This is a genomic window from Streptomyces sp. NBC_01410 (assembly GCF_045040195.1).
Classification (GTDB): Bacteria; Actinomycetota; Actinomycetes; order Streptomycetales; family Streptomycetaceae; genus Streptomyces.
Window position 1 is genome coordinate 229,149 of the sequence record NZ_CP109530.1, and the last position, 25,931, is coordinate 255,079.

Here is a 25,931-nt window from a genome sequence, read left to right on the forward strand (position 1 = left end):
GCGGACGAGGCCGACAACAAGGAATGAGCCTTAGCCGGCCAGCGCCTGCAGGTGGACGCTCCTGTCCCCGCATCGTTTTCCCTCCAGCACGCAGGACTGTGGTCCTGGCGGCCGAGGCGCCGTCGACGACCACCGGCACCTCGGGGGCGCATGGGCGCTTGGCCTTGTCCGTGCGCTTGAAGGCGACAGCCACTCGGGCCGCGACAACGAGAGAGTCCGGAGCGACTCACCTGCCGCCTGTTCCGGCGGATACTTGTCAGATGGACGTGTCCGCAACCAAGGTCTCGGACCTGCAGGAGCGACTCGGCAGGAGCCTGTTCACGCGCGTCGCGGGCCCGGCAGGCCCAGACAATCGCGCCCGCATCCACGGCACGCCGGGACCTCGCTGGTTCGGTCCTGACCGGCCCATCCGTACCGTCCACGGAGACGCCTCGATGTTCATCGGCGGGCTGACGGCCCTGCTGCTGCAGTCCCTGCACCCGCTGGCCATGGCCGCCGTGGCGGCTCACTCCGGCTACCGCGGCGACCCGTGGGCACGGCTCCAGCGCACCAGTACCTTCCTCGCCGTGACGACCTATGGCACCGCGGACGACGCGAAACAGGCTGTGGAGCACGTCCGGGCAGTGCATGACCGGGTGAAAGGGACCACTGCCGCCGGAGAGAGGTACCACGCCGCAGACCCGCACCTGCTCGGATGGGTACACGTCGCCGAGATCGACAGCTTCCTCCGCGCACACCAGCGCTACGGCGCGCACCTACTGGATGCCGCCGCCTGCGACGAATACATCGCCGACATGTCACGGATAGCCACCGCGCTCGGGGTCATCGACCCTCCACGTGATCAGGCCGAGCTGGCCGACCGGCTGGCTGCCTACCGCCCCGAACTGCGCGCCACGCAAGAGGCCCGCGAAGCAGCGCATTTCATTCTCCTTCACCCGCCCCTGCCATGGATCGCCCGAGCCCCATACGCCGTCCTCGCCGCGAACGCGGTATCCACGCTCCCGTTTTGGGCCCGCAAGCCACTCGGACTGCCCCGCCTCGCAGGCGTCGAAGAAACCTGCGTACGACCAGCCGGACACGTGCTGACCAGAGCGATCCGATGGGCCATGACACCTCTCCGCCCCGCCCACACCTGAGCTGCCTCCGCAGTGAGCCTGAAGCGGCCGCAACGCCGCGTTCGTCGGCGGTGAGGGTGTGGGGCTGTCGTACGAGATGACGCAGCAGCCGAAGCTCCGCCCTGTGAGGGTCAGCGGCAAGAAGTCCCATGCCTGTTTGCCGCTGAGTGCAGGCGCCAGCGGATGGGCGCGGGGCCATTTCCTCAGGGGTGGCAAAAAGGCGGGAATGCCGCTGTCCAGCACCTGGCGTCGGCCGTGCGCCGAGCAGCTGGGCGGCCGCGGTGTTGCAGAAGGTGATCCGGCCCTCCAGGTCTAGGCCGAGGGCGCCGACGGACAGCCGCTGCAGCAGGTCGGCCGGGTAGCGCGAACTGGGCTGGGTGCGTCCTGGGGCGGTGCGCGGTCACCATGCGTGGCTCAGCGCGGACGGCCATCGGACGCGCGGCTTCGTCCAGGGCGTGGGCGATGCGCCGCGCGCTGGAGGTGATGTGGCTGCGCTCGCCGCGAGTCAGGGCAGGAGGGTGTCTGGCGGGCCGCACCATCAGCAAGGCTCCCCAGCAGCGGCGCGCGCCGTCGAGCGGCACGGCCGCCAGCGCAAACCGGTAGGGCAGCGTGGAAGCAGCGCGGGTAAAGGCGGGCCATCTTCTCCTGGCTGCCCATCCGTACCAAGCGGTCTTCCCGCACCGCATCAGGAACAGGGCCCACCAGTCCCGGCTGCACCCGTCTGACCGCTGGACGATGGCCGCGGAGTGAGCTGTTGCCTCCGGGCCTGGCCCACAGCCAGGTGGTCGGTCGCGGGGCCGTCAGGTGATCGTCACGAGCGCCCGGAATTGAAGGCGCTCGGACGGGGAGTGTGACGGCCCCCGCCCGAGCGCATGGCAGGACGTGCCCCAACTGGTACTGCCGCCCGGTTGGCACGTCCGCCTGGACGGCAGTGGCGCCCTTGAGTGAGGGGGAAATGTGCGCACACACATGTCACTGGACGGTGGGGCCGTCGCCGTGTCGGCAACCTCAGCAGGCAAAGGCCCGGGGCCTGCGGCCGATGGCGCCTGCGAACCAGACGGGTCAGTCCCCCAAACCGACTGGGACCTGGTCTGTTCAGTTATCGCTGTGCTCACGCCCCCGCCCCCGGAACCGTGCAGGGTAGGAAGCGAAGAGCTGGCATGACGAACCTGGCAACCGTGGGTCACTGGGCTCCTGTCGATCGCCCGAGGAGCCGATCAACCACCGGCATACGCGCGTACCCATCCGCTCCTGTGCCGGGTGCGTCCTATCTGCGGTAGACCTGCCTAATTAGGCCAGTAGCCGTCGGCGGCTTGCTTCCCGCAACAGCGTCATCGGTTTGGCCGCGATCCTCAGCGCCACGCCAGCCTTGCGCATCCGGCGGCGACTGTGCGTGTGCCTCCCGCTCTCTCGCCTTTGGCCGCATGCCTTTCAGCAACCCGGACGAGTGCACTTGTTTCAGTCACACTCATACTCTCCGCCGCCTCGGGCACAGCGCTTGTATGGCTGGAATCGAACTCAAAAGTGCCGCGTTCAACGATCACGCGATGATCCCGCGACGCTACGCGAAAGATGATGAGAACATCTCGCCGCCATTGACCTGGTCCCGCGTGCCGGACGGCACCGCCGAGCTCGTCCTGCTGTGCGAGGACCCTGACGCGCCCTCGGGCACCTTTGTGCACTGGCTGGTTACAAGAATCGACCCGGCCGCGGGCGGAGTCGACACCGGGCAGACGCCCCCCGGCGGCTCGGCGCGGAAAAACGGCTACGGGGAGGCAGGCTGGGGCGGTCCTCACCCGCCCGCCGGTGACGATGCACACCGGTACTTCTTCCGCCTGTACGCCCTGCCCGAGCCGGTGACACTGCCCGACAACGCGACCGCCGATGACGTACACCGTGCGGTGGATGAGGGCCAGCTGGCCAGCGGCACGATCGTCGGCATGTTCCAACGGTGAACCGCAATCCACCGACACGGAGGCAAACGGCAAGGCCAGGATGCTAGGAAATTGCCCGTTGACCGGCCGTCTTCACCTTCGGCAACGGGCGAAATGCTCCAGCACCACGGAGTCAGCCCAGGCGGGACGACTCCGAACAGGGACGTCTCGAGCCACTCGCCCCACGATGACCGCCGCCGTCCAGCCGGACTCACGGAGATTCAGCCCTCGACGCCCGTGGCGGTGGCGGGTGCGCCCACGGGCTTGGACTCCGGCGAGCCGCCCTGCCTCAGGTCGGTCATAGCCGCCGTCGCCCTGCCCGTATCGCAAGGCGTCGCGCATAGCGAAACTGCCCGCCGACGCGCCATCTCCCGGGCGGCCAAGGAAGGATCCGGCTCTCTCGGCAATGCCCCCGCCGTCTGCCGCGCCTCGTACATCAACCCGGGGGTGATCCAGCTGTACGAGGCGGGGGTCACCATCGCATCGCAGTGTCGCCCCCCGCCTGGGAGACGAGACAGCGGGCTCCCCGCCACCCACGGGCCCACAGAGCAAGCCGTCTTGCACATGCTGCGCACCGGGCGCCCGCACCGCTCCTGATCCGTCGCCCCCGGGGGCGCGACCACGAGCCCCGGTTGCACGCGGCGCGGGAGCGGGACAGGTGCCAGATACGAGTCACTGCCCAGGGCGCATGGGCTGCACAAAGACCCGTACTCGCGGTGCACGTGGGCCAGCGCAGCCGCCAAAACCTCCCCGCCGCTGTCCGCCAGGGCCGGGCCGCCTTCGGACGGCACGCCCAGTCGGCGAATGAAGCGACGTAGCCGTGCGCTGCGGTGCCGCCCGGATGATGACTCGTTACCCCCGGCCCTTGTAGTCGTGGTTCAAGCGCAGGCCCAGGCATCCATGCCCTGCAGCCGCGCAAGCCTCTCGGCGGTTGCGATCTGCTCGGCTTTCGTAGCCAGGTCTGCTCGAGGCGCGTACTTCCGGCCTCCGGCGGCCACCCAACTTGACTGAGTGAACTGCAAGCCCCCGTAGTGCCCGTTGCCGGTGTTGGCATGCCAGTTGCCGCTGGACTCACACTGGGCGATGGCATCCCAGTCGACACGCAGAACACCGTGGGTGAGGCCATGAGCCCGGGGAATGACAAGAATGAGCACTGCCTGGGCCAAGACGGCAGCGCTGACCAGGCTTCGCGTGCGAGAACTGCTCCGCGCAGGTCTTTGAATACGCATCCGGCTTCCTCCATTCGCCAAACTGCCGGCGGCGGGCAGCTTCCCTCCGACCGTAGGGTCGTGCGGCGCACTCGGCACGTAATGTTGCATCCGCCAGCTCGGTGTGGCGTGAACTATCCCGCTCGCTCACTCGACCAGCTCAACTGGCGAGCAATCCACGACCACCGGCATTACGCCTTTCGTTCGGAAACCCTCGCCTATGCCGTGTCCGGCTCCGGCGCGCCGCGTTCCCTCTGCCGGACGCATCAGTTCGGGCCACCCAAGCGACATCCGCCTGCGAGACCGTTGCAGCCCCTTCTCGCACCTGCCGCAGCGCGCTTACGCCCCTGGCCAGTGCGTGGGCGCCGAACAGGCCCTTGCATAAACCATGATCTCCGGCCCGAGTGGCCCATGTACACGACGACTTGCCGCGCCCAGGCAGGCGTGCAGTCCGCCCAGTTGAACGTGCCAAGACCTTGTGGCCTGCCAGGCAGCCTTGACCCGGCGCCGGGGCGCGTTCCACCGTGCCCTGGTAGCCCTACCGCCCGCTTACCCGCCGCCTTCCCGCTCTCTCGCTCCCGAAGAGGTTCCGCCGTGGCCCAGCAATCCATCCCGATCATCCTTGACCCAACAGGAGCCGACCGGCACACCGAACACCAGCTGCTACGCGCCCAGGGCGCTGCGGCCCGTGTCGACATACTCGGCGTCCAGGCGTGGTCCGTCACAGCCCCCACCCTGCTCAAAGAGCTGCTGACCAGCTCGGAGGTGTCGAAGGACGGCCGTCGGCACTGGCCGGCGTTCGACACGGTCATACAGCGCTGGCCACTGGCGCTTTGGGTCGCCGTGAACAACATGTTCACCGCCTACGGCAGCGATCACCGCAGGCTGCGCCGGTTGGTTGCCCCAGCGATGAGCGCCCGCCGCATAGCCGCGCTGAAGACGACCATCGACGACGTCGTCGCCCGCCTTCTCGACGACTTGGAGGCCACACCGCCCGGCAAGCCCGCTGACCTGCGTGAGCGTCTCGCCGCTCCGCTCCCCCTCGCCGTCATCAGCCACCTCATGGGCCTGCCCGACCGCAAGCGGGAGGGCTTCCGCACGGTGGTCGACGGAGTTTTCGACACCACACTCACCTCCGAGCAGTCCGCCGCCAACACCGAACGTCTCTACGGCATCCTGGACGACCTCATCGCCAGAAAACGGGCCGAGCCCGGCGACGACATGACCTCCGTGCTCATCGCGGCCCGTGACGCTGACGGCGACGGGTCGGCACTGCGCGAGCACGAACTGCGCGACACGCTCCTGCTGATGATCAGTGCCGGGTACGAGACCACCGTCAACGTCATCGACCAGGCCATAACCGCGCTGCTCACCGACCCCGAGCAGCTGGACCACGTCCGCTCGGGCCGGGCCGACTGGAACGCGGTTGTCGAGGAGACACTGCGCCACGAGCCGGCCGTCAAACACTTGCCCCTGCGCTACGCCCTCGCCGACATCCCCCTGCCGGACGGGCAGATCATCGCGAAGGGCGATGCGATCCTCGCCTCGTACGCCGCAGCAAACCGTCACCCCAACTGGCACGGTCCGGACGCCGACGCCTTCAACGTCACCCGGGTCACCAAAGACCACCTTGCCTTCGGCCATGGCGTCCACTTCTGTCTCGGCGCGCCCCTAGCCCGCCTCGAAATCGCAGCCGTCCTCCAGGCGTTCTTCGATCGGTTCCCCAAGGCTCAACTGGCGGTCCCAGCAACAGAGCTCGAACCCGTCGCCTCTCTCATCAGCAACGGCCACCGGACGCTCCCTGTCCACCTTCACCCCGCCACTGCCTGACCCACATACGGGCGTACTTCAGCGCATGCTCGGACGCACCCGACGCAACTTCGCAGACCTTCTCCAAGGCGTGCCGATCCGGTGGTGCCGTCAGCTCCCCAACGGCGTTCCGGTTGGCGTTGGTATCGCCGGAGGAACCGCCACGGATGGTTTCCATGCCCACACGCCTCAAGATCATCGGTGCTTGGGCGTCTGCTGCCCTTTGGGCGCCGACGAAGAAGCGAACCTGTTCCCCCGGCTGCGCCAGGCCTGCTCCGCGGAGGTGCTGCTGCGAGACGTGCACGGGGCGTTCAACCTGGCCGGAGATCCGCCAGTCGACACGAAGGTGCTGGGCGAGCTCCTTCGGCCCCGAGTCCGGAGCGAGCGGCCCTCGACGTGGCACCGCGACCACCTCACCCACGTCGTGGCCTCGCTGCGGGTCCCCTCGGGCCCCTTCGCGGGCTGCAAGGCCGGCGCGCACCGTGCCAAGGAGGCGCCGGGGATGGATCCGTACGCGGGCTGAGCCGTACCCGGAGCCGGGATGCCGGTCTCAGCGGCAGGGGCCGGGCGAGGGCGTGTGGGCGGGCTGGGCCGGAGGGAGAGCGGTGCCGCCGGGGCTCCCGTTCGACGCGCGACGCGCGGGAGACGTGTTCCCGCTGCCCAGGGATGCCGCATCGGCCATCGACAGTGGCGATGGCGTCCGCAGAGTGTCCACGTCCTTCGCGATGTTGGTCAGCCCCGGTGCGACGGCCTTCCACGTGTCGACGTCATGCAGCAGGGGGTAGGCGAGTTCGTTCGCCCACTTGTGGTTGCAGTTCTGGGAGCCGAGGTGTCCTGCGAGCACATCGGCGAGCTTCAAGTTCTGGTATTCGGGCAGCAGACCCACCCGGTCCGGGACGGTGACTCCCTCAAGCTCCTCACGGGTGAACCCGTGTTCCTTGATGAGCCACGAGTTCACGGACTCCCGGTCCACCTTCCCGCTGGCGTTCTGCGCCGCGAACGCCGCAGCCTGACCGCGCTGGGCCTCCGCGTTCTTGAAGAGCGGCAGAAGCTTGGCCTGCACACCGTCCGGCAGGGGCGTCGCGTCGTTCCTCCGGCACACCTCGTGGTACGAGGACCAGTTGGAGATCGCCTCGGTCAAGTTCGCGGGCGGATAGTCCATGTACGCCGGGTCGGTGTCGTAGGTCTTCAGGTTACGCTCCATCGTCTCCGGATTGCCGGAGCTGAGGATCATGTGGGCGTCGCCCTCGACCCGGTAGCCGGCATGTTGGGCGACTGCCGTGACGCCGTCCTGTGACTTCATGGTCAGCGGCTGGCCGGCACCTGTGCGGTCGTAGTGCTTCTGGATCTCCTCCAGAGTGCGGACCACATTGGAGTAGTACAGCGTGGTCCGGTCGCCGAGTTCCGACATCAGATCCCGCATCTGGGGGTCGGCGAGCACCCCACGGACGGAGTTCTCCACCACGCCGAGCAGCGGCGAGGACTGGTCCGACGAGGTCTCGGCCAGCGCGCGGTCCGATCCCCTGGGCGACCCTTGATGGGAGCCCTCGCGCGAATTGTGCGGGGAGCCCGACCTGCCGCAGGACGGCTCAGATCCCGTCGGCCGGCGCGCCGAGCGTAAGAAGGCCGCGCACGCCCTGGTCCACGAACTGCTCGCCCAGCGCCACTCACGCCGGGCAATCGCCCGGCACCTGGGCTGGGGCCTGAACACCGGCGATACGCACATGCGGCCGCCTGGCAGGACCCCCTCCGGGAGAACCGTCCCCGGCCCAGCAGGCTGGACCCCTATAAGCCCTACCTGGAGCGACGATTCGCCGCGGGATGCACCAGCGTCACGCGACTGCACGGCGAACTCGTTGCCGAGCACGCTCCCGTCACCCACGCCATGGTCCGCGCCCACATCGCCACCCTCCGCGTGGCTCCGTCCGGCGCGCCGCCCCGGCCACCGACGGTGCGGCAGGTGACCGGCTGGCTCACCCGTCACCCCACGGCCAGGACCGAGGAGGACCGCGCCGGCCTGAAGGACGTCCTGGCCCGCTGCCCCGAACTGGACGCGGCCGCCGGACACGTCCGCGACTTCGGCGAGATACTCACTGGCCGCCTCGGCGCCACGCTCGCTGCCTGGATCGACGCCGTCGATACCAGCCAACTGCCCGGCCTCACCGGCTTCGCACTCCACCTGCTCCGAGACCTCGACGCCGTGACCGCCGGCCTCACTCTGCACTGGAGTTCCGGTGGCACAGAAGGCGCCGTGAACCGCATCAAGAAGATCAAAAGACAGCTCTACGGACGCGCCGGATTCGAACTCCTCCGCAAAATGATCCTGCTTCAGTGACACTCCGCGACCACGCCCCGAGGTGTTGTGCCAGAACCCGAAACTCGTCGAGAAGAGCTGTCCCTTGGGATGGACGAAGCCACAAGACCTCGTAGCGAATCGAAGTCCCGGGCCTCGACTATCAGCGCCGGGTGGAGGCCTGCGAGGTAGGCCTTGAGGTCGCGGAAGTGGATGACTGGGGCACTCACGGCGTTCGCGGAGGCGCCCGAGTCATACGACTTCGCGGTTCACCACGCTGGGATCGCCGCCGAACACCTTTTGCGCGCCGACCACCCGTCCGCACTCCTCAACGAGATCGGTGTCCCAGTGGCTGCCGCCCGCGGCGCCGCCATCCGGCAACAACTCCTTGAGATGCCCGCTCCTGTCTGTCGCGGACTCCCTCGGCTGACACAAAAAGACCACCACCCGCCTGCTCAACGAGACCGGCTGAAAGTGGAGCTGATACGCCGCTGGAGACCGCCTACGGTCGCCAGCAGGCTGGAATCCGCAGGAAACTCACGGCAGTTGAACTTCGCCACGAAGTGGTAGGCCAGAGCACTCCCCGGCCTACCACTGCCTCACGAGGTTGTCGGCGTCTGCTCGTGGCTGTCATAGGGCCGCGTGATGATCTCCATGCCGTGCCCGGCCGGATCCATGAAGTACAGTCCGCGCCCACCGTAGTGGTGGTTGATCTCTCCCGGCTGCTTCAGATGCGGGTCGGCGTAGTACGTGATCCCGGCCTGCTGGATAGGCGCGAAAGCCGCGTCGAACTCCTCGTCGGAGACGATGAACGCGTAGTGCTGCATGACGATCGACTCCGCCGGGATGGCGGCAAAGTCCAAGGTGACCCCGTTGCTGGTGGCCACTGGAATGAACGGACCCGACTCGGTCCCGACCTCAAGCCCCAGGATGTGTGCCAGGAACTCGGCCGACTCCCGGTTGTCCCGGGCATGGATGATGGTGTGATTCAACTCGACTGACATGTGTGGAATGCCTCCGCAAGGCAATCTCACGGGCACCTCCATGCCTCACCCAGCCGGTGACCGACACGCGATGCCGTGCCCATGATCCTAAGCAACACCGCTCACGGCGACGAGGGCCGCACCCAGTAACCGCCGATGACGACCACACACCGTCACCAACACTCAAGACGAAACCGAGAACTGGCGACAGTTGAATACGCGAGCCCACCAGTAAGGGCCGATGATCCAAGCCTCAGCCGCGCGCCGGGTGTTCGCGCAGTTCAGCCGTGTGGGCTAATTTCCGTTCGGATACTCCCCGAGGGCCTGCATGGAGCAGATTCAGTGAGACGCGGCGAGTAAAGCTGCGGGATGAAGCAGATCGGATGACTCACGCCCGGTCCCGCCAGTCTCAACGAAACTGCTCCGACCTGGTCAGGGGCCTAGCGCCGGAGCAGACTCAATGAGACGCGACACCGAGGGGGAGCCTGCTCGATGAGCGCCGAGCCGGAGCGCGCCGTGCGCTACGCAGACGACATCACCCGCGACGACGTCCTCGCGCTGGAAGCATTCATTTACGCCCGGCTCCGGCCGGTCCAGGACGCGGTCGGCGAGACCGGGGACACCTTCTGCGCGCTGCGCTCCCTCGAGATTCTGGTCTGCGACTCGGCCGGGATCCTGCTCGCGCTCCTCAAGGAGAACGAGCGCAGCCATGAGCAGCGGCTGACCATCTTGCGCGAGTGGAACCGGCTGCGGAGCACCGCGAGCTGGTGGGACTACCGCGACGGCTACGACACCAAATGCTGGAACCGTGTGAACCACGTGGACGCCGTCGCCGAAGCCGCGCACCACGCCGAGATCGCGCGGATCCACGCCGCCGCCGAGGCGGGCTGATGACCGCCGACGGCACCGGCGAGGGGAGTACGACTTCGAGGCGTACGCCGAGCGGCGCCGGTACTGCACGGCGGTAGCCGAGGCGCTCGCCGGCGCCGGCATCCCGCCGAGCGAGCGGTGGGACGAATCCGGCGGCACCGCCCTGTACTGGACGGAAGGCGACCCGGCCCTGGAGCACGGACCATGGAGGCACGGCCTCGTGGTGTTCTGGGGCACGAGGGACAGCCGACGTGGCTGGGGCTGCACGCCGCTGGACGCGAACGGGGATCCCCTGCTGACCACCGCCACACCGCTGCCGGTCCACCCCGCGGCCGCGCCCGCCGCCCTCGCCGACTGGCTGCCCCGACTGTTCGCCGGCACCCTCGACGAGCTGACGCCCGGAAGGGATTCGCGGACGGGCGACCGGCGATGAACGACGAAACGAACATGGCGGTTCCAGGAGGTCAGTGGATACTGGACGGGATGTCAGGCACCGCAACGGGACGGAGCACCGTTAGAGAGTCTTCCTGGCGAGCCATCATCGCAAAGGAGAACCTGTCGATTTCCAAGCAGAGATCGACATCGTGTGGGTGGTATCCGCTCCGCAGCCCACCGGCGAGGTCTGCCGCGGCACGAGAAGTCCTCGCGCGGTGGAGATACGGGGCCGCCTCGACATCGCCTCCGGCCATACATTGACCAATGTATTCAGCGCAGGCCAGGTCCTCGTCGGCCTGGCCTCCCTCGCCGGTGACAACGAACGTCACGGGACCGGAATCCTTGGTCTGGAGGAACCGCGCGGTCGGGCCGGCCACCACGAAGCTCGCGCACAAGACCAGCGGCGCGTTCGCGACGGCCAGCGCCCCCACGGTTCCTGCCGTCGTCTTCTGCACCAGCGTGCGACCAGCGAAATCGCATGACCTGAGCAAGCCAGGTGAGTTCACCGCGTCGAAGCCCGCTGCTGGGGCTCCGTCCTTCAAAGCCAGCCAACCCGAGCGGCTCTCCTTCAAGGCAAGTGCCTCACTCTCCGTTGAGGCCAGGACGATCCTCTCGACTCCACGAGAGAAGGCCCAGGCAGCCACGGTGAAGGCGCGCATGACGTCGATGACGACTGCAACACGGGGAACGCCGGTCAACTCTGGGATGCCAACGAAGTGATGGTCCATCGCACCATTCTGACGCCCCTGGATCACCCGAAGGACTCGATAGATCCGGCTGCCGTCGGTATGACGGTCAGCGAACCGGTTCTGGTGCCAGCCACCCTCCTTCGTACGCGCTCGTCTTCGTCTCCTCCTGACCCTCGAACGAACGAAACCGCCCACCAACCTCAGATCAGAAAGGCGGAACGTCCATATATCTGCCGGAATGCGGCAGTACGCCGCCGATCACGACTGGCCTACCGTCATCCAACTCCCCAGTTACGCTCCTCAGCTCAATCCCGTCGAAGGCATCTGGTCACTGCTGCGGCGCAACTGCACCGCCAACGGCTCTTCAGGGACCGTGACCAGCTGGAGCAGGCAATCCGACATGGTCTGCGCAGAATCCAGCAGCACCCCGACCTCATCAACGGATGCACGGGGCACCAGACTCAGTCCCTGCCGACCTGACCACCCGCCCGACAACCCACCGGAGAAGTCAGTAACGCACGCATCCCCCACAGTCGCCCTGCTCCACGACAACCCGGCCCGCAGCGACCGGCACCGCGCGGCTGCCCGCCAAGCCGCCCCGGTGCTGCTCATCGACGAGCTCGACAAGAGCGACATCGACCTGCCGAACGACCTGCTGAACGTGATGGAAGAAAGCGAGTCCGCCCTCCCCGAGCCGGAACAGACAGCCGACCGGCCGGGCCAACACGAGGTGCGGACGCACACCGACAACGGCCGCCGGGAGCCCGCACGGCACGTCAGGGTGCGCTGCCACGCCCTCCCCGCTTGACGCGGTTGCGCCCTACGGCGATACGGAACCTACTCGGGCGGGATGTCGGGCCGATTCGCCGCAGCGAGTGCTGCGCGCACGAGTTGGAGATCGACTTTCGGCACGGCGAGGTCCCAGCGCCGGCCGGCCGCGTAAACGACGATCATGCAGAAGCGAGGGTCCCCGGGGTTGAAAGTGCCGGGCCAGGCGTCCCTGCCCGCTTCCTCTACCTCGAACGGCGGATCCAAGGGCACGCCGGAGCCGTAGCCGTTAAGGACCCGATAGCGACGCCAGATGATGGGGCGAGGGGCGTCCAACTGCAGGATCAGGCAACCCGCCTGGAACCGCATGATGCGACGATCTCGGCGGGACAGGGCGCTGACGAGAAGCGGCCGCCCCAGCCGAAGGTCGTCCAGATCATCGTCGGGTCCCCTCGACGGACGGCCGATCATCCACCTCACGGTTTCACCCGGTTCATGGAAGAGGTCGCTGAAGCTCCTCGTCCCTGCCGCGTTGCGTGCCCGTCCTGCCATGGTGCGTCCCCCAGTGTCTCCGGCGCCGACTTCAGTGCGCGTCCCGGCGCCCCTGGGCGGATCTCGCTGTGGCCGGTCCGCCCATTGTCCCGTGGAGCAAGCCCCGGTCGAACCCCCTGCGCAAACTCAGTGCGAGAGTTACCGAAGGCGGTAACGGGGGGCAGCGCGGAGCGAGGAACCAAAGCGAGCGCACCCGGACCGCCTACACCCGCACCCCACGGCACCGACACGGCAGGCGCCCACCCCACCAAACGGGATGCACGAGGCCCGGCCAGCGGTCGTGCCGCCGACGACAAGAGCACAACGCACAACGGCTCAGCGTTCCGGGCCGCAGGGACGGGACCGCGGGCCGGTACAGGCCGGCGCAGAACGTCTACGTGGGGCCCTTCACCTCGGCAGCGTGCCGCGTCTCCAGACCATGAGTGGAGTACGCGCGCACCACCACGCACGGCCAGCGCGAGTTGTCCTCACCCAGCACGAGCACAGCCGGCCCCACAGGCACAGGCTCGCCACCCTCACCCAGCACCCGAAGTTCGCCCGACCACCCCGGTGGGGATGCCTCAGGCTCAACCTCTACCCAGACCAGCACACTCCGGCCGCCCGGCAGCTCCAACACAGCCCGGTCGTCATACGGCTCCATATCCCCCAGTCTCCGCCCCACCACAGCCGCTGCCACCCGGCGACACGAGCGATCGAACCGCGCTTCGGTCAAAACCGGCAGTTGGGGCGGGCATGCCCCCGCTGGGGACTGCTGGACAGCCGTACGGGATCAGCAGACGCCGGTAGCCGTCGCCGGCCATGTCGGCCCCCTCCGTGAGCAACACGGGCTTGGCGGCCTGTCCCTCCTTCATCCCGCGGATATGCAAGGTGATGGTGTCGCCGGTAAACGTGCCGAGGGCGTCGAGCAGAAAGGCCGGGTTGAGGGAGAGGATGCTGCCCCGGACAACGTCGGCGCTGCCGTGCGTGATCGTGGCGGTGCCACAATCGCCCGGGTGAACCGACTCCTGCACCACGACCGCACGCTCGAGGACCTCGAGGACTCCCGCTGGCCGGCCCCAGGCCCCACCACCTGTCTCGTGGAGAGGGTGCACGCTCTGCGCCGCAAGCCGATCGGCACGCTGACCATCGAGGACCTGCGGACACTGATCGTGCAGAACGTGGGGCTGCCGTTCCTCCTACCGCTCGCCGTTGAGGTACTGCTCGACAACCCGATGGCGGAAGGCAATTTCTACGAAGGCGACCTGCTGTCCGCAGTGACGACCAGGGACCCCGACTCCTGGTCGACCTTCCCCCACCTCGCCCGCGAGCTCGCGACAGTCCTGTCCCGACTGACCGACCTGCCGGGCGAGTTGCAACGGGACGCAACGTCCTTCCTCAAGACCGTCGAGCACGCCTAGAGCTCGGGGGCGGGGCAAGGAGGCGGGGAGCGAGGCAGCGGGCTCCTTCATCTCGCCGGTGAACGAACCGAACGCCTCCACTCTAAAGGGCAGACTCGGTGGGTTCATTGCCCGCAGATCGCTTCAGCGCAGACCTTGTGGAAGGGGTCGCCCTGGTCGTCGAGGAGGTTCGTCGGCCTGCCGCAGTGCCTGCAGGGCTGAGGCTCGAAGGACCAGTGTGCGGAGGATCGCCAGTCCAGCAGCCGTTCGGGCATGCGCGGAGCAGACACCACTTCCGGGTCCGCTGTTGCGTGTGCCGACGGTGACACCTGAGGCGGGCGGGCTGGGGCGGATAGCGGCTCCCTCGGTACCAGGTCGGCCGCGGCAGAGGTGGGTGCGTGAGGAGGCGGGACGAGGGTGGTCGGCGGACAAGTGGGCCGGCGAAGGCTCGCACCGGCCGAGCCGTCCTCGTCGTCAGGGAGGGGTGGGAGGGCGGTGTGGTCGTTGTTGAGGTCCTCGAGCGGGGCGCCGGAACAGTCGAAGTCTCCGACGTAGAGCAGGACGGCCGGGCGGGGGTCGCGGGCCGTACGTGCCCGTACGACGTCCACGTACGGCTGGGAGCCCGGTAGAAGACGTCCGCAAGATTCGCAGCACCGGCCGGGAGGCGCGCCGAGGGCTCAGAGCACGCCTCCCGCCTCGTCGTGGAACACCTCCGGCCAGTAACGGTAGTCGTCCTCGCCAGCCGAGGGGAGGCAGGCGACCGGGTCCACCGACGAGAGGACCTCGGCCATGGTGTCGGCGAGCTGGTGGTAGAAATCCTGAGTGAAGTCGTGCTCCTCGTCGAGCCGTTGCTCCCGGCTGTACATCCACATCGTGAACGCCAGCGTGGATATGTCGGCGTTGACCGGAGTCGTCGTGTCGTCACCGTAGAGGTGGTACGAGAGGAGCCCTGTGCGGCCGTCGATCACGACCTCGAAGTCATGGATCAGGCTGCCCAGGCCGACCAGGTTGTCCGCGTCGGCCGGCATCCGGCAGGAGTCTTCGTCCGTGGGGGTCGCGAGCTCCGCAAGTGTCCGGAGCAGGGATTCATCGCGCCACAGGCCGAACATGAGCTCCACCTTCGGGAGCCCGACCTCCGTGAGGAACCGTCGAGTCGGCTCGTGGACCAGGGCCGCAGGCAGCGCTGACGGTTCGATGCGCACCATCTGGTCCGGGCCGAACTCCTCGTCCAACAATCCCGTCGGCAGGTCCAGTCGAAGGCCGTGGCCGGGTCCGGCGACCAGAGCCAGCGGCCGGATGAAGGCGGCGATCCGCCAGAACGCAGGGAGGGGATGCTCCCATGCGGATGGTGTGCCCGCACTGCCCGAGCCGTCGTGGCCCCAGTCCTCGTGGGTGAAGACCGACATCAGCAGGGCCGATGCCGCGGCCACCACGTCGGTGCCGGTCCGCCCCGCCAGCGCGGCGAACCTGCCCCGCATCAACCGGAAGTCGTCCACGTGTGCGAGGAACCGCGCCAGGGCGTCGAGGGAGGGGGCGAGAGGGATCACGTCGATCAGGCCGGGCGAGTCCTCGAAGAGGTACATGCTGAAGACCCGGCCCGTGGCCCCGTCGAGGACGACCTCCTGAGCGTCGTACTCCTCGCAGCGAAGGTGTCCGATCAGCAGCAGGTCAGCGATGTACGGATCGAGCTTGCCCGGGTCCGCCCCCTCGGCGAGCAGATCCGGGACGGACACCACCCGGGACTCGGCAAGCGGCCCGAACCGGATCAGCCCGTGCTCCGCGGGCAGTCCGGGCCCGGTGAGGCGACGGCGGGTCGCCTGGTGCGTGATGGACGCAGGGAGTGCGTGCGCAGGCACGACGACGCAGGTCGCGGACATGGATCCCCCGTGGTGCTGTGTTGTGATCTCTCTACGACCACCACGATAGGAACCACCACTGACAACGGGTCAGCGGCGAGCTGCGTATGTGCCGCCCGAGCTGCCACAGTGCCGCCCGGCGCCGCTTCCCGACCGACACCCTCGCCCCTCGAGCTCGTGCCGCCAGCTGCCTGCAGGCCAGCTGAATCGCGGAAGCGCCCAGTTGACTCATACCTTCGGGCGCTTGGAGCCCTTACGGCCGTCGGCGAGCGCCTCGAGCAGTTCGGCCGGCTCCGGCGTGAGGCTGTGGCCGAGGTAGCGGATGCCCTCGCCTTCCGGCGCGGTTCCGGTGTCCTTGCCGATCGGGTGGCGCCGGCTGTTCGCGGTGCGCCATCCGTACCGCTCGTCCCACACCAGCGCCGGCGCGCTCTGGCCGGCGGCGAGCGGGACGGCGGCCGCCAGGTGGTCACCGGCGAGTTGGCGGACCTCGACCTGGACCGGCTCGGCGACGCCGGCCTGGGTCAGTGCGTCGGCCACCCGCTGCAGGTACGGGAGCGCCTGGCGGGCGCGCAGCTCGGCCTCGGCGATCGCCACGGCGCCGCGCCGGGTGATGGTGGGGTATCCGAGCTGCTCGGCGGCCTGCTGCGGGGTGAGGTGCGGCTGGGCCTCGAGGAGGTCGGCGATACGTCGGCCGCGCACCTGCGCGAGGCCGGCCTGGGCGGTGGGGAACTTGGCGATGCCCAGAGTGTCGGCGACGGTGGCCAGCGTGATGGCCGGGTCGTCGTCGAGCAGTTCGGCGATCCGCGGCAGGATCTCGTCGCGCGGGATCATGTCACCGCTGCCCTCACGCCGGCCGCCGCCGGCGCCGCGGCCGGGGCGGGAAGCCTTGAACGCGCGGACGACACTGCGCGGCCAGTGCTCCGTTCCGCCCTCGCCGGCCGGGACCAGGACGACGTGCTCGGCCAGCTTCGGGTCGCTCTTGTACTTGTTCCAGCTGCTTGGCGCCACGCCCAGTACGGCCGCGGCCTCGTGACGGTCCAGCAGGTCCTCGTCATCGTCGACATCCGGCAGCGCGGGGACGGGCTTGCCGGCGTAGAAGGCGGCGGTCTGCTCTCTGTCCCACAGCAACGCCCGGGAGTCAGGGGAGCTGATCGGAGCGGGGTGCCCCTCCTGGGTGTGCGGCTTCTTGTTGCGGAAGGTGCCCAGCGGCATGCCGAGCGCGGCGGCCAGGTCGGCCATGGTCTGAGCGTACTTGAGGCGTCCGGCGCGAATCATCTTCTTCGTTCTCCATCACGGTGCGGGGGGTGTCAGCGCCCCGCCCGGAGCGGGCGGTTCAGGGGGTTGAGGGGTCCGGCAGGCAGTTCGGCATGCCCGGCTAGCCGGGCTCGGCGCCGCATCCGTGGCAGCTGCGGGTGGCGCTTTCGGCCAGCGGCCGGAGGTAAGCGAGGGCGCCGGCGGCGTGGGTGCGCGGGCCCAGTTTGGCGGCGGTGATGACGTACAGGGCATCCGGCGTGCGGCTGGCCGCGCACGCGGATGCCAGCCGTGTCGCCCGGTCCAGAGACGAGGGCCGGCAGGACGACGTCCTGGCCCTCGCGGCTCACGTTGGCGCCAACGGCGGTCAAGGCCTGGGCGAGCTGCTCGAGTTCGGCGGCTGCGGCCGCGGCGGTGGCCGGCCATGCGAGGTAGGCGCGGTCGGCGGTCGCGCGGTTCACGGCATCCGGGACGGCGGGGGCCTCGAGCTCCTGGGCGGGGTCGTCGATGTCGTGCCGGGTGAGGTAGAAGGGCATACGGGGCTCCTTGCGAGAGTGTCTTCGGTGCTGGGGCGCTGCCACGACGCCCAACAAGAAAACAAACCCTCTTTACGTCACCCACGGCAAGGAAGCACGTACCGAACGCTGTCTTGTCCGGCTAGACTCGATGACGAGATACGCCTCTCGGGTTCTCCCGCGGAGTGTGTGTTTTCGGTTGGCCGGCGCCCTTGCCACCCGCCTCGGCGGATTGGGCGTCGGCCGTTTGCATGCCCAGCCCCGCTCACCCGAGCAAGCGCCCGCCGACACGGGGAGACGACGGGGCTTACAGAGGCTTCTAGAACTCGCTCTGCAGCTGAAATGCGTTGCGGCCGCGTCCTTGTCCGGGGCGGGCGGTGTGAACGAACGGCAGGTTCGCTCGGGCGCCTGAGTGGAACTCCACGCCGACCCCTGGATGCATGGCCGGGGTCGGACGGTCGCTGTAGCCGTAGGCGCGGGCGATCTCGTCGGAGGCAGCGTTGACGAGGAGCGCCGCGAGGTACAGCTCGGCCCTCGCAGGTGTGATCATTCCCTGTTCGTACAGGGCCGGCAGCTGCACTTCGGCGGACGGCTCTCCCGTCACCGGTGTCTCGGGCTGGTCGAGTTTCTCGCCGGGCGCGGCGACGCCGGTGATGCCGGCCCAAAGCTGCGCTCCCGAAGTGAAGGTGATGGCGAGGCCTCGAGGGCGTGAGCCTTCTTCACTCCACGGCTCCACCGCCTGGATGTCCCGGCCTTTGGCGAGGGCGGCCAGGCAGAGCTGCTGAAACCGTTCAGAACGCACGTTTTCGATCTCCATTTTCGATTGAGCTGCCTCATCGTACGGACCGATTGCCGCTTCCGGGCGCGGCACGGCGTTCATCGGGAGGGCTTGCCAAGGCGGCGGGCATGACGGCGCCGGCGCCGAAGCGGGCACGGGCTTTGTCGGCGGCGGCTTCGATGCGGCGGGCTCTATCGTCACCCGGGTCGAAGGTGAGCTGCCGGGTGGCGCGTTCGGCGCTCTGGAGCTCTTCGGCGCAGCGAGATGCCACGGACGCGCGCCCGCTGGAGGCCGAGGGCGGTGTAGATGGAAGCGCGCGGGTTCGTAGATTCTGGGGTGCGTTCGAGCCGGAACTTGGCGCGCCGTGCCGAACAGGCTGGGATCGGCTGCGGGTTCGGTCTTGCTTGGCCAAACGCAGGCCAGCAGGGATCGACGACCTCTGCCAACCTCCTGCCGACGCGTCGCCGACAGCGGGTCAAGGCCCAATGCCACGAAGCTTAAGTTGATCTTGACGTGGCAGCCAGGGCTATCCCGAGACAGGCGAACTTCAGGTCGGGCGGCTTGGCGTGGCGGGTGCCTTCGTCCGAAGTCCTCTTCACCCGGTAGGAGTTGTGGCGGGCGCGTTTGACGACGCGTGGGTAGGAGCGGTGGCGGCGTACGGGGTTGCAGTTTCGGCGTGCGGCGATCATGGCGAGGACATCGGTTTGACCGCTTCCCAGCGTTCAGGGGGGAAAGGCCGCCGTCCCGGTGGCGGTGTTGATTGCGTAGTGGACCAGCAGGTAGGCCCAGATCTCCTGGTAGACCAGGTCCGGGCTCTTGGACCGCAGGACCTTTCCCGGGCCGCGTAGGACTGTCTTGAGCTGGGCGCTTGCGGCCTCCTCCTCCCATCTTTGGTGGTAGGCGGAGGCTAGTTCGGCGGCGGTCGCGGACTCCGGCTCGGTGACCGTGGTGATCAGGCAGACCAGTTCCCCGCCGTCGCGGCCGGGGACGTCGTATTCGATGACCCGCACGACGTGGGCTGCGGCTGGGTCCGGCTTCGCGCCGTTCCTCGCTTGCTGCAGCAGTTCCTCCCGCTTGTGGCCACGCAGGCGGGGATCGACCAGGGCCGACAGGTACGTCCCGTCGGACAGGACCTTCAGGACCGGCAGAGACAGTTGCGTCGGTGCCCGCCAGCACAGCGCTGCCCCGGTCTGAGCGGCGACGCTGAACGCGGCAAAGCTATAGAAGCCACGATCGGCCAGCAGCAGCCAGTCGTTTGAGATTGAGGGCAGCAGCGTGGCCGCCATCGTCTTCTCGCTCCGGTTCCACGGCCCGACCTCGGCGTCGATGAAGGCGTGCGATCCGCACTCGACGACCGCCACCACCCGGGCCTTGGGGAAGGCAGAGCGGGACTGGTCGTTGCCGGCGTAGCCGAACTCGGCGGCGTTCTCGGCCGAGTCGGGCAGGTCGAGATCGAACCCGTCGATGGCCATCAGCCGCCATCCGCGCAGCCACGCGCCCCGGGTCTCGCTGGTGGCAACGGGTTCAGCCACCCGGTAGAACGTCTCCCGCAGCACGTCGCGACCCAACCGCTTGCGTGCCTGGGTGATCCCCGACGAGGTCGGCGGCTCCCAGGCGGCGTCCCACACGCCGAACTGCGACAGCGACCCGGTGACCTTCTGCGCGACCTCCTCGGCCGCGTCGTCGGAGAAGAGGCAGAGCGCCATTACCAGATAGGCGGTCACGTGCGGAGGGAGCTTCCCGCCCCGGCGCTGCTCAGCCACCCCGCAAACCGCCGCAGCCTCATCCACCTTGAACCGCGGCACCGCCGCGACCAAGACTCCCAGCGATACCTGGTCCGGCCGCGCGACGAACCCACGCGAACCCACGGAGCCCTGAGCCATGCGGCAACCCTAGCCTCGTGGCTGACGCGACATCGAGCACCGCACCAGACCCTCCCCAGCGAGGACCTTGATCAACTTAAGCTTCGCGGCATTGAGTAAAGGCCCGCACCCGCAAGAGCCCGACCAGCAAGTACAGCAAGAACCCAACCCAGCACCGCAGCACGGCACAGCGCTACACCCTCGAAGTCGAAATCATGGTGATGGAGCAAGGCTTGAAAGCCAGGTCAAAGCGCTAACTCAACAGTGTTGCGGCTGGAGTATTAGGCGCTACCAGTCGGCCGGAAAGGATACATGGATATCGATGTGAGCACCGGCCGAGAACGTCCCAGGACTCGGGCACCACATAGAGCATTCCCGAACCATCCGACCATCGCATGGTGCGACATGAGCTTTCACCGGATCGGGCGATGCCTCGCGCGGGGCACACGTCTGCGCCTCGCCGCCGCCCCTCTTGCGGAGGCGCTCACCCGCCACTCGCCACCGCCGAAACGGAAATGGGGAGATATCCCGATGCGTGGCGGAGCAGACCTGCGCACGATCGAGGCTACCGTTCGTCATTACAGGCCCCTGCCAAGAAACCTGACGGCCGGCGACGGAAACGAGGGTGAGAATGAAGTACATGATCAGCTGGTTCGAGCGGGCGCAAGGTTCACCGGCAGAGTATGAGAATGCCCAAAAGCGGATCCTTGAAGTGTTCGGCCAGTGGAAGGAACCTGAGGGCTTCAACGTCGAATCATTTGTGATCCGGGTGGGTGAATGGGGTGGACACATGCTGGTGGAGTGCGATGATCCACTCAGTGTGCACAAGTTCTGCTCGACCTTCCCCGCCTTCGAGTTTCAGGCTCGACCGGTCATTGCGGTGCAAGATGCTGTCCGAGCCGAGCTCGAGGTAATCGCATGGCGCGACGGACTCGCCTGATTTGACTGCGGACCTCGGGTCGGACGGCCGAGAGCTGCCCGACCCGAGGGCCCGTGAAATCTGTATCCCCGATGATCCAGTTTCAGATTTCGTCTCGACCTGCCACCTCTCGTGGTAAAGATCAACCAGCTCACGCCCGTGGTGCGGGTGCGCGGCCGGTCCTGGCGCCGCTGGTCGATCGCCGCGATATGCTGCTACCGGCCGGGCGAGGCCTCCCGGCTGATCTACCGGCCGCGCCAGCACCGCAAACACCGGGGCAAGGGGCGCAACAGCTTCTCCTGGAGCGACTACCGCGACCTGGTCGTGCGCGCTCACATCCAACTCGGCGCCCCCATCGTCCTCGTCTGGGACAATCTCAACACCCATCGGGCCGCCGGGATGCGCGAGTATGCGGACGGGCACGACTGGCTCACCATCGTCCAATTGCCCTCTTACACACCGGACTTGAATCCAGTGGAGGGCATCTGGTCACTGTTACGGCGCGGCCCGCTCGCCAACACCGCCTTCACCGACGACGACCACCTCGAACGCACCCTCCGCCGGGGCCTGCGCCACATCCAGCAACGCCCCGACCTCATCGATGGCTGCCTCGCCGGCACAGGACTCACCCTCACCCGCCAACCGACAACAATCCGAAGAGGTCAGTAATTGGCCTGGAACGCGGCTGCGGCGAAGCTCCTGGAGGCCGGGGATGTGGCTGTAGAACGTCCCGGAGATGCCGAAGGTCTTGGCGATGGTCGTCATGTTGTTGGCCGGGACAGGTCATGCGCGGTCGCGTGGATGAGGGAGACGCCGAGGATCAGGGTCAACGCTGCACAGCTTCGTCGGCCGGCCCATGTACCAGACGTTCCGCGAGGCCCTCGGCCTGGATGAGCTGAGCCGCCACGATGTCGAGCGGGTTCTGACCGGTCTCCGCATCTCCGTCTGGCTGGACGGTGTCGACGTGGACTCCTTCTACGACCACCTCGAAGCGGTACTCGGCCAGGACGCGGGCTCCGGCCATATACGAGATCGAGGAGCTGACCGAGCGGCTTCGGAGAGCGCTCATGCAGCTGGTGGCCATGGTCCTGGCGCAGTGCCATCACCAGCCCGGCGCCGAAGCCTCCGGCACGAGCGGGCGCGCGCGGGCTCTCCGGGCGGAAAGGCCGCCTGGAGACTTCCTACCGGCCCGCAGACATCTCCGGAGGCTCGCGCTGGTCACCCAGGACCTCCTGGCGGAGGACTGACCACCATGACAGAACGGCATCGAACGCCAGGCCGCTGTTGCCGGCCATACAGCTCGGCAAGAAGCTTGACCAGGCCCAACCGTCAGGCACCGATCGGCAGGACCGCGGCGCGGGCCCTGCTGGGCGGGATTGGGTCTCGGGACGCAGGCTGCTCAACCTGTCGGGAAAAATAGAGGACGTTTTATTATGAAACTTTCCAAGTTCGCCGCCTTCGTAATGATCACTGTGCTGTCGGTCGCCCTCACCGCCACCGCCTGCGGCGGAGAGTCCGGCAATGCCTCCGGTGACGAGCCCACCAGCAGCTCGAACGGGAACCACTCGAGGCTGCCCACGTACACGGTCGCCAAGAACGTCAAGATCGACTCTCCGACCCTGAAGAAGGCGCAGAAGGCCGGTAAGCTCGTCATCGGCGCCCATAGCGACCAGCCGTTCCTCGGGTTCGAGGAGAAGGACGGCAGGCGCTCCGGCTTCGACATCGAGATCGCCAAGATGGTCGCCGCCGATCTCGGGTTCTCGCCCGAAAAGATCGAGTTCAAGACGGTCGACACGAAGAACCGTGAGGCCGCCATCTCCAGCGGCGAGGTCGACCTGTACGTCGGCACGTACACGATCAACGACGAACGCAAGAAGAAGGTGGGCTTCGCCGGCCCGTACTACATGGCCGGCGCCGACCTCCTGGTCCGCAAGAACGACAGCACGATCGGGGGCCCGTACTCCCTGGAGGGCAAGAAGGTCTGCTCGGTCAAGGGGTCGACCACCCTCCGGGAGATCAAGAAGCCCGACTACAACACGACGACGGTCGAGACCACCAAAGACACGGAGTGCGTCCAGCTACTGCTCGACAAGAGGATTGACGCCGTCACCACGGACGACGCCATCCTCATGGGCTACGCCGCCCAGCGCCCGGACAAGCTGAAGGTCGTCGGCAACCCGTTCACCGAGGAGCCCTACGGCATCGGCATGAACAAGGACGACAAGGCGCTGCGGGAAGCGGTGACGGACGCGCTCGAGGCACACGACGAGAACGGCGACCACAAGAGGGCGTACGCGGCGACGCTGGGCCTTTCCGGCTCGAAGTACGGCGGTGCGCCGGTGGTCGAGCACTACTGACACGAGGCCCTGGTCCACCCTTGCAACATCCGACGCTCGGCATCGGACGACACCAGCGGCTCAAGCCTGTTGTCACCACATCAAAAGCAGACCGCACCGGCGGCGTAGGTGGGCGATCAGTACTACTCGGTGGCGGAGAAGTGGGACGCTGGCACGGCCTGCCACGTTTCTAGAGCTTTAGGTCGCCGGATGTAGTTGCGGTCGAGCTGGGCGGCGACGGCCAGGGCGGCGAAGAACATCGCGTGCCGGTCCCCGCCCCGAAATGACGGGTCGGGGCTGCCATCGGGCAGATCGCCGCCCAGCCCCACACGGTGCAGCAGAACCCACTGCCGGTGGGTCAGGTGACGCACGTCCAGATCCTGTACCGGGCCTCCGGACAGCGCATCGCGTCCGTTGCACCGCACCCGGTAGGGCCGCGCCTCCAACAGGCCGGTGTCCACCGCCCAGTCGTAGAACCCGTCGATCGAGACCCGGTTGCGCCGCCACGTCGCCGGTCTCACCGGCGACGGCTGCAACGCCGTGCGGTAGCGGCGATAGGCCACCAGATCGTCCTCGGTCGCCGACAGCAGATCGGCAGGCGGATCGAGGACCGTACCGAGGAAGTCCTCCAGCGCCATCACGTCGTACGCGTAGTCCTCCAGGCTCTCCGCGCCCACCCACTTGGCCAGATCGAAGAAGTACGACGTGATCGGCTCACGCGGCCGCATGTCGTCCCCGACGAAGAACGGCGTCCCATCCGGCAGCGCGCCCGGCCGCGTCACCAGAGCCGCAGGATCCAGATCCACACCGGGAACCTGAGGTGGGAACTGCCGGACCTTGCTGGGCGAGACGAAGAAGTAGTGCACGAGCGCCCCTCTGCGAAGACGAGGGAGGGAAGTTACCAGCGCCGAAGGGACCAGTTCGGCGCTGTTCGGATGGAATGAGACAGGTAAAACTCCTGGACGTAACCAGTGACATCGCAGTGCCGCGTCCGGTGGAAGCGCTTGAGGGCGCGGGGGCTGATGCCCTGCAGCTGCTCAATCAGCCGTCCGTAGACCTCGGGGTCGGTGCCGCCAGTGAGATGGAAGTGGATGTGCAAAATGTGGCGTTCGGTCATGACGCTCACCCCGCGCTTCCGGGGTTCACCAGACGTCTCAGACTGTCTCGCCACCGCGTCGGGGGAGAGAGCTTTTGACACCGGGCTCGCCGTTGCAGATAGGTCGGAGCAGGCGCGTCGCGGCATGGCGCCCGCCTCCATCCGTAGGGCTACTTCGAACGTCTGACGAGCAATATATCGAACATAATTCGAACACTGTGACTCTCACCGGCCCGAGCGTGCGTTCTAGATCTAAAACTGACGGACGTTATTGACAGGTGGGTCTCTCGTATCTAGGAGACCTGCATGACTGAACGCGAGCTTGAAAGGCGCGCCCGGCATCGGCTCTCGGTGCTGCGCCACGTCGAGGAGGTGAGCGGCAGTGTGGCCGCCACCTGCCGCTACTACGGCATCAGCCGCCAGTGCTACTACATATGGCTGCGACGCTACGAGGCCGAGGGGCTTGAGGGGCTGAAGGACCGCTCAAGCGCGCCGCACCACACGCCGCATGCCACCAAGGCAGACGTGGTGGAGAAGATCCTGTGGCTGCGGCAGCAGTATCACTTCGGGCCGGCCAAGATCGCGATGTACTTGGAGCGGTATCACGACGTCAAGGTCAGCTCGTCCGGCGTCTGGCGGATCCTGAAGAAGGTGGGACTCAACCGATTGCCGGCCTCGCAGCGCTACAAGCGCCGCTCCACCCGCTGGAAGCGCTACGAGAAGCAACGGCCCGGCCATCAGCTGCAGGTCGACGTCAAGTTCATCGAGCCCCTCGGCCAGACGGGCCGCAAGAAGCGCTACTACCAGTACACCGCTATCGACGACTGCACCCGGCTCCGGGTCCTGCGCGCCTACCCGCGCAACGACCAGAAGACCGCCATCCAGTTCATCGACCACGTGCTGGCCAAGCTGCCGTTCGCCGTCGAGCAGGTCCAGACCGACAACGGTCAGGAATTCGGCTCAGCGTTCCACTGGCACCTGCTCGACAAGGGCATCGGCCACGTCCGCATCAAGCCCCGCACGCCGCGGCTGAACGGCAAGGTCGAACGGTCCCACCGCATCGACTCCGAAGAGTTCTACCGCCTCCTGGAGGGACAGGTCATCGACGACGTCAACCTGTTCAACAGCAAGCTCCAGGAATGGGAGGACTACTACAACTACCATCGCCCCCACGGCGCACTCACCGGCCAGACACCCTACGAACGCCTCCGACAGAAAGCCCAGAACCCACTGTCATAGGCCTCCGTCAGCTGCACATCTAGATGGCTGTGGTCGGGTAGCCGGAA

At 67.6% G+C, this 25,931-nt stretch carries 32 protein-coding genes and 2 pseudogenes; 15 read left to right on the forward strand and 19 right to left on the reverse strand.

Annotated features, from left to right (window positions below):
- Nucleotides 1-260 precede the first annotated feature (260 nt).
- Nucleotides 261-1,136: an oxygenase MpaB family protein gene (locus tag OG741_RS00995; RefSeq protein ID WP_405594097.1), complete on the forward strand. Its 876-nt coding sequence runs from the start codon at nucleotides 261-263 to the stop codon at nucleotides 1,134-1,136.
- A gap of 244 nt (nucleotides 1,137-1,380) precedes the next feature.
- On the opposite strand, the pseudogene OG741_RS01000 reads toward OG741_RS00995, so the two are convergent.
- Nucleotides 1,381-1,464: pseudogene (locus OG741_RS01000) on the reverse strand (hypothetical protein); the annotation flags it as partial.
- Between the two features lie 1,153 nt (nucleotides 1,465-2,617).
- On the opposite strand from OG741_RS01000, the gene OG741_RS01005 reads away from it, so the two are divergent.
- Nucleotides 2,618-3,070, forward strand: a complete 453-nt coding sequence (locus tag OG741_RS01005; protein ID WP_405594099.1) for a YbhB/YbcL family Raf kinase inhibitor-like protein — start codon at nucleotides 2,618-2,620, stop codon at nucleotides 3,068-3,070.
- An 857-nt stretch (nucleotides 3,071-3,927) separates the two neighbouring features.
- Here OG741_RS01005 and OG741_RS01010 read toward each other — a convergent pair.
- Nucleotides 3,928-4,278, reverse strand: a complete 351-nt coding sequence (locus OG741_RS01010; protein ID WP_405594101.1) for a transglycosylase family protein — start codon at nucleotides 4,276-4,278, stop codon at nucleotides 3,928-3,930.
- Nucleotides 4,279-4,851: 573 nt separating this feature from the next.
- On the opposite strand from OG741_RS01010, the gene OG741_RS01015 reads away from it, so the two are divergent.
- Nucleotides 4,852-6,087: a cytochrome P450 gene (locus OG741_RS01015; RefSeq protein ID WP_405594103.1), complete on the forward strand. Its 1,236-nt coding sequence runs from the start codon at nucleotides 4,852-4,854 to the stop codon at nucleotides 6,085-6,087.
- 184 nt (nucleotides 6,088-6,271) lie between these two features.
- Complete coding sequence (locus OG741_RS01020; RefSeq protein WP_405594105.1) at nucleotides 6,272-6,589, forward strand: DUF4913 domain-containing protein; 318 nt, start codon at nucleotides 6,272-6,274, stop codon at nucleotides 6,587-6,589.
- Between the two features lie 27 nt (nucleotides 6,590-6,616).
- Here OG741_RS01020 and OG741_RS01025 read toward each other — a convergent pair whose 3' ends face one another.
- On the reverse strand, nucleotides 6,617-7,531 hold the full coding sequence (locus OG741_RS01025) for a hypothetical protein (protein ID WP_405594107.1): 915 nt from the start codon (nucleotides 7,529-7,531) through the stop codon (nucleotides 6,617-6,619).
- A gap of 495 nt (nucleotides 7,532-8,026) precedes the next feature.
- On the opposite strand from OG741_RS01025, the gene OG741_RS01030 reads away from it, so the two are divergent.
- Nucleotides 8,027-8,401 carry a transposase gene (locus tag OG741_RS01030; RefSeq protein ID WP_405594109.1) on the forward strand — a complete coding sequence of 125 codons (375 nt, stop codon included), beginning with the start codon at nucleotides 8,027-8,029 and terminating at the stop codon, nucleotides 8,399-8,401.
- 210 nt (nucleotides 8,402-8,611) lie between these two features.
- On the opposite strand, the gene OG741_RS01035 is transcribed toward OG741_RS01030, so the two are convergent.
- Together OG741_RS01035 and OG741_RS01040 are read right to left on the reverse strand one after the other, a co-directional pair.
- Nucleotides 8,612-8,806 (reverse strand): hypothetical protein, encoded by a 195-nt coding sequence (locus tag OG741_RS01035; RefSeq protein ID WP_405594111.1) that lies wholly within the window; start codon nucleotides 8,804-8,806, stop codon nucleotides 8,612-8,614.
- A gap of 152 nt (nucleotides 8,807-8,958) precedes the next feature.
- Entirely contained in the window at nucleotides 8,959-9,363 is a 405-nt protein-coding gene (locus tag OG741_RS01040) for a VOC family protein (RefSeq protein WP_405594113.1), read from the reverse strand.
- 471 nt (nucleotides 9,364-9,834) lie between these two features.
- On the opposite strand from OG741_RS01040, the gene OG741_RS01045 reads away from it, so the two are divergent.
- The gene (locus OG741_RS01045; RefSeq protein ID WP_405594115.1) at nucleotides 9,835-10,233 is read left to right on the forward strand and encodes a hypothetical protein; all 399 of its coding nucleotides are present in this window, start codon (nucleotides 9,835-9,837) and stop codon (nucleotides 10,231-10,233) included.
- 199 nt (nucleotides 10,234-10,432) lie between these two features.
- On the forward strand, nucleotides 10,433-10,645 hold the full coding sequence (locus OG741_RS01050) for a hypothetical protein (RefSeq protein ID WP_405594117.1): 213 nt from the start codon (nucleotides 10,433-10,435) through the stop codon (nucleotides 10,643-10,645).
- Nucleotides 10,646-10,676: 31 nt separating this feature from the next.
- Here the strand turns inward: OG741_RS01050 and OG741_RS01055 are convergent, their stop codons facing one another.
- The gene (locus tag OG741_RS01055; RefSeq protein WP_405594120.1) at nucleotides 10,677-11,375 is read right to left on the reverse strand and encodes a 2-phosphosulfolactate phosphatase; all 699 of its coding nucleotides are present in this window, start codon (nucleotides 11,373-11,375) and stop codon (nucleotides 10,677-10,679) included.
- Nucleotides 11,376-11,574: 199 nt separating this feature from the next.
- Between OG741_RS01055 and OG741_RS01060 the strand changes: the two genes are divergently transcribed.
- Entirely contained in the window at nucleotides 11,575-12,144 is a 570-nt protein-coding gene (locus OG741_RS01060; protein ID WP_405594122.1) for a hypothetical protein, read from the forward strand.
- A 29-nt stretch (nucleotides 12,145-12,173) separates the two neighbouring features.
- On the opposite strand, the gene OG741_RS01065 is transcribed toward OG741_RS01060, so the two are convergent.
- Together OG741_RS01065 and OG741_RS01070 are read right to left on the reverse strand one after the other, a co-directional pair.
- Nucleotides 12,174-12,575, reverse strand: coding sequence for a hypothetical protein (locus OG741_RS01065; protein ID WP_405594124.1), 402 nt, complete (start codon nucleotides 12,573-12,575; stop codon nucleotides 12,174-12,176).
- 707 nt (nucleotides 12,576-13,282) lie between these two features.
- Nucleotides 13,283-13,669 carry a hypothetical protein gene (locus OG741_RS01070; protein ID WP_405594126.1) on the reverse strand — a complete coding sequence of 129 codons (387 nt, stop codon included), beginning with the start codon at nucleotides 13,667-13,669 and terminating at the stop codon, nucleotides 13,283-13,285.
- Between OG741_RS01070 and OG741_RS01075 the strand changes: the two genes are divergently transcribed.
- A complete protein-coding gene (locus OG741_RS01075) occupies nucleotides 13,649-14,053 on the forward strand; it encodes a contact-dependent growth inhibition system immunity protein (protein ID WP_405594128.1) in 405 nt (134 codons plus the stop codon). The genes OG741_RS01070 and OG741_RS01075 overlap by 21 nt on opposite strands.
- Before the next feature lie 104 nt (nucleotides 14,054-14,157).
- Here OG741_RS01075 and OG741_RS01080 read toward each other — a convergent pair whose 3' ends face one another.
- Nucleotides 14,158-14,307, reverse strand: coding sequence for a hypothetical protein (locus OG741_RS01080; protein WP_405594130.1), 150 nt, complete (start codon nucleotides 14,305-14,307; stop codon nucleotides 14,158-14,160).
- Nucleotides 14,308-14,529: 222 nt separating this feature from the next.
- On the opposite strand from OG741_RS01080, the gene OG741_RS01085 reads away from it, so the two are divergent.
- Nucleotides 14,530-14,661, forward strand: a complete 132-nt coding sequence (locus OG741_RS01085) for a hypothetical protein (RefSeq protein WP_405594132.1) — start codon at nucleotides 14,530-14,532, stop codon at nucleotides 14,659-14,661.
- Between the two features lie 48 nt (nucleotides 14,662-14,709).
- Here OG741_RS01085 and OG741_RS01090 read toward each other — a convergent pair whose 3' ends face one another.
- The 7 genes and pseudogenes from OG741_RS01090 to OG741_RS01120 all read right to left on the reverse strand — a co-directional run bounded on the left by OG741_RS01090 (nucleotide 14,710) and on the right by OG741_RS01120 (nucleotide 20,315).
- Nucleotides 14,710-15,909 carry an SUKH-4 family immunity protein gene (locus tag OG741_RS01090; RefSeq protein WP_405594134.1) on the reverse strand — a complete coding sequence of 400 codons (1,200 nt, stop codon included), beginning with the start codon at nucleotides 15,907-15,909 and terminating at the stop codon, nucleotides 14,710-14,712.
- A gap of 207 nt (nucleotides 15,910-16,116) precedes the next feature.
- Nucleotides 16,117-17,127, reverse strand: a complete 1,011-nt coding sequence (locus OG741_RS01095; protein ID WP_405594137.1) for a DUF6292 family protein — start codon at nucleotides 17,125-17,127, stop codon at nucleotides 16,117-16,119.
- Between the two features lie 68 nt (nucleotides 17,128-17,195).
- Nucleotides 17,196-17,675, reverse strand: a complete 480-nt coding sequence (locus tag OG741_RS01100; protein ID WP_405594139.1) for a hypothetical protein — start codon at nucleotides 17,673-17,675, stop codon at nucleotides 17,196-17,198.
- Between the two features lie 298 nt (nucleotides 17,676-17,973).
- On the reverse strand, nucleotides 17,974-18,534 hold the full coding sequence (locus tag OG741_RS01105; protein ID WP_405594142.1) for a hypothetical protein: 561 nt from the start codon (nucleotides 18,532-18,534) through the stop codon (nucleotides 17,974-17,976).
- A pseudogene (locus OG741_RS01110) lies at nucleotides 18,488-18,731 on the reverse strand (hypothetical protein); the annotation flags it as partial. The gene OG741_RS01105 and the pseudogene OG741_RS01110, both read right to left, overlap by 47 nt.
- Nucleotides 18,732-18,929: 198 nt before the next feature.
- Entirely contained in the window at nucleotides 18,930-19,121 is a 192-nt protein-coding gene (locus OG741_RS01115) for a hypothetical protein (RefSeq protein ID WP_405594144.1), read from the reverse strand.
- A gap of 33 nt (nucleotides 19,122-19,154) precedes the next feature.
- A complete protein-coding gene (locus OG741_RS01120) occupies nucleotides 19,155-20,315 on the reverse strand; it encodes an IS4 family transposase (RefSeq protein WP_405594146.1) in 1,161 nt (386 codons plus the stop codon).
- A gap of 619 nt (nucleotides 20,316-20,934) precedes the next feature.
- Here OG741_RS01120 and OG741_RS01125 point away from each other — a divergent pair.
- Complete coding sequence (locus OG741_RS01125; protein ID WP_217621945.1) at nucleotides 20,935-21,234, forward strand: DUF3303 domain-containing protein; 300 nt, start codon at nucleotides 20,935-20,937, stop codon at nucleotides 21,232-21,234.
- Between the two features lie 111 nt (nucleotides 21,235-21,345).
- Nucleotides 21,346-21,882, forward strand: coding sequence for a transposase (locus tag OG741_RS01130; RefSeq protein WP_405594148.1), 537 nt, complete (start codon nucleotides 21,346-21,348; stop codon nucleotides 21,880-21,882).
- 157 nt (nucleotides 21,883-22,039) lie between these two features.
- On the opposite strand, the gene OG741_RS01135 is transcribed toward OG741_RS01130, so the two are convergent.
- Nucleotides 22,040-22,282 carry a hypothetical protein gene (locus OG741_RS01135; RefSeq protein ID WP_405594150.1) on the reverse strand — a complete coding sequence of 81 codons (243 nt, stop codon included), beginning with the start codon at nucleotides 22,280-22,282 and terminating at the stop codon, nucleotides 22,040-22,042.
- Between OG741_RS01135 and OG741_RS01140 the strand changes: the two genes are divergently transcribed.
- Both OG741_RS01140 and OG741_RS01145 read left to right on the forward strand, forming a co-directional pair.
- Entirely contained in the window at nucleotides 22,281-22,460 is a 180-nt protein-coding gene (locus OG741_RS01140) for a DUF6415 family natural product biosynthesis protein (protein ID WP_405594152.1), read from the forward strand. The two genes, OG741_RS01135 and OG741_RS01140, sit on opposite strands and share 2 nt — an antisense overlap.
- Before the next feature lie 186 nt (nucleotides 22,461-22,646).
- Nucleotides 22,647-23,570, forward strand: coding sequence for a glutamate ABC transporter substrate-binding protein (locus OG741_RS01145; RefSeq protein ID WP_405594154.1), 924 nt, complete (start codon nucleotides 22,647-22,649; stop codon nucleotides 23,568-23,570).
- A gap of 122 nt (nucleotides 23,571-23,692) precedes the next feature.
- Here OG741_RS01145 and OG741_RS01150 read toward each other — a convergent pair whose 3' ends face one another.
- Together OG741_RS01150 and OG741_RS01155 are read right to left on the reverse strand one after the other, a co-directional pair.
- Nucleotides 23,693-24,415 carry a hypothetical protein gene (locus tag OG741_RS01150; protein ID WP_405594156.1) on the reverse strand — a complete coding sequence of 241 codons (723 nt, stop codon included), beginning with the start codon at nucleotides 24,413-24,415 and terminating at the stop codon, nucleotides 23,693-23,695.
- 32 nt (nucleotides 24,416-24,447) lie between these two features.
- Entirely contained in the window at nucleotides 24,448-24,666 is a 219-nt protein-coding gene (locus tag OG741_RS01155) for a hypothetical protein (RefSeq protein ID WP_405594158.1), read from the reverse strand.
- Nucleotides 24,667-24,951: 285 nt separating this feature from the next.
- Here OG741_RS01155 and OG741_RS01160 point away from each other — a divergent pair, with 285 nt between their 5' ends.
- On the forward strand, nucleotides 24,952-25,884 hold the full coding sequence (locus tag OG741_RS01160) for an IS481 family transposase (protein WP_405594160.1): 933 nt from the start codon (nucleotides 24,952-24,954) through the stop codon (nucleotides 25,882-25,884).
- The last annotated feature ends 47 nt before the right edge of the window (nucleotides 25,885-25,931 follow it).

What these genes read in the sequence shown, in the direction of transcription:
- OG741_RS00995 (WP_405594097.1), top strand. Translation starts at nt 261, where the DNA reads ATGGACGTGTCCGCAACCAAGGTCTCGGACCTGCAGGAGCGACTCGGC.
- OG741_RS01080 (WP_405594130.1), bottom strand. Translation starts at nt 14,307, where the DNA reads ATGCCCGAACGGCTGCTGGACTGGCGATCCTCCGCACACTGGTCCTTC.
- OG741_RS01120 (WP_405594146.1), bottom strand. Translation starts at nt 20,315, where the DNA reads ATGGCTCAGGGCTCCGTGGGTTCGCGTGGGTTCGTCGCGCGGCCGGAC.
- OG741_RS01005 (WP_405594099.1), top strand. Translation starts at nt 2,618, where the DNA reads ATGGCTGGAATCGAACTCAAAAGTGCCGCGTTCAACGATCACGCGATG.
- OG741_RS01135 (WP_405594150.1), bottom strand. Translation starts at nt 22,282, where the DNA reads ATGAGCGCTCTCCGAAGCCGCTCGGTCAGCTCCTCGATCTCGTATATG.
- OG741_RS01045 (WP_405594115.1), top strand. Translation starts at nt 9,835, where the DNA reads ATGAGCGCCGAGCCGGAGCGCGCCGTGCGCTACGCAGACGACATCACC.
- OG741_RS01055 (WP_405594120.1), bottom strand. Translation starts at nt 11,375, where the DNA reads ATGGACCATCACTTCGTTGGCATCCCAGAGTTGACCGGCGTTCCCCGT.
- OG741_RS01065 (WP_405594124.1), bottom strand. Translation starts at nt 12,575, where the DNA reads ATGATCGGCCGTCCGTCGAGGGGACCCGACGATGATCTGGACGACCTT.
- OG741_RS01145 (WP_405594154.1), top strand. Translation starts at nt 22,647, where the DNA reads ATGAAACTTTCCAAGTTCGCCGCCTTCGTAATGATCACTGTGCTGTCG.
- OG741_RS01140 (WP_405594152.1), top strand. Translation starts at nt 22,281, where the DNA reads ATGCAGCTGGTGGCCATGGTCCTGGCGCAGTGCCATCACCAGCCCGGC.
- OG741_RS01100 (WP_405594139.1), bottom strand. Translation starts at nt 17,675, where the DNA reads ATGCCCTTCTACCTCACCCGGCACGACATCGACGACCCCGCCCAGGAG.
- OG741_RS01060 (WP_405594122.1), top strand. Translation starts at nt 11,575, where the DNA reads ATGCGGCAGTACGCCGCCGATCACGACTGGCCTACCGTCATCCAACTC.
- OG741_RS01125 (WP_217621945.1), top strand. Translation starts at nt 20,935, where the DNA reads ATGATCAGCTGGTTCGAGCGGGCGCAAGGTTCACCGGCAGAGTATGAG.
- OG741_RS01010 (WP_405594101.1), bottom strand. Translation starts at nt 4,278, where the DNA reads ATGCGTATTCAAAGACCTGCGCGGAGCAGTTCTCGCACGCGAAGCCTG.
- OG741_RS01090 (WP_405594134.1), bottom strand. Translation starts at nt 15,909, where the DNA reads ATGTCCGCGACCTGCGTCGTCGTGCCTGCGCACGCACTCCCTGCGTCC.
- OG741_RS01095 (WP_405594137.1), bottom strand. Translation starts at nt 17,127, where the DNA reads ATGGCCGACCTGGCCGCCGCGCTCGGCATGCCGCTGGGCACCTTCCGC.
- OG741_RS01115 (WP_405594144.1), bottom strand. Translation starts at nt 19,121, where the DNA reads ATGATCGCCGCACGCCGAAACTGCAACCCCGTACGCCGCCACCGCTCC.
- OG741_RS01155 (WP_405594158.1), bottom strand. Translation starts at nt 24,666, where the DNA reads ATGACCGAACGCCACATTTTGCACATCCACTTCCATCTCACTGGCGGC.
- OG741_RS01040 (WP_405594113.1), bottom strand. Translation starts at nt 9,363, where the DNA reads ATGTCAGTCGAGTTGAATCACACCATCATCCATGCCCGGGACAACCGG.
- OG741_RS01105 (WP_405594142.1), bottom strand. Translation starts at nt 18,534, where the DNA reads ATGAACGCCGTGCCGCGCCCGGAAGCGGCAATCGGTCCGTACGATGAG.
- OG741_RS01160 (WP_405594160.1), top strand. Translation starts at nt 24,952, where the DNA reads ATGACTGAACGCGAGCTTGAAAGGCGCGCCCGGCATCGGCTCTCGGTG.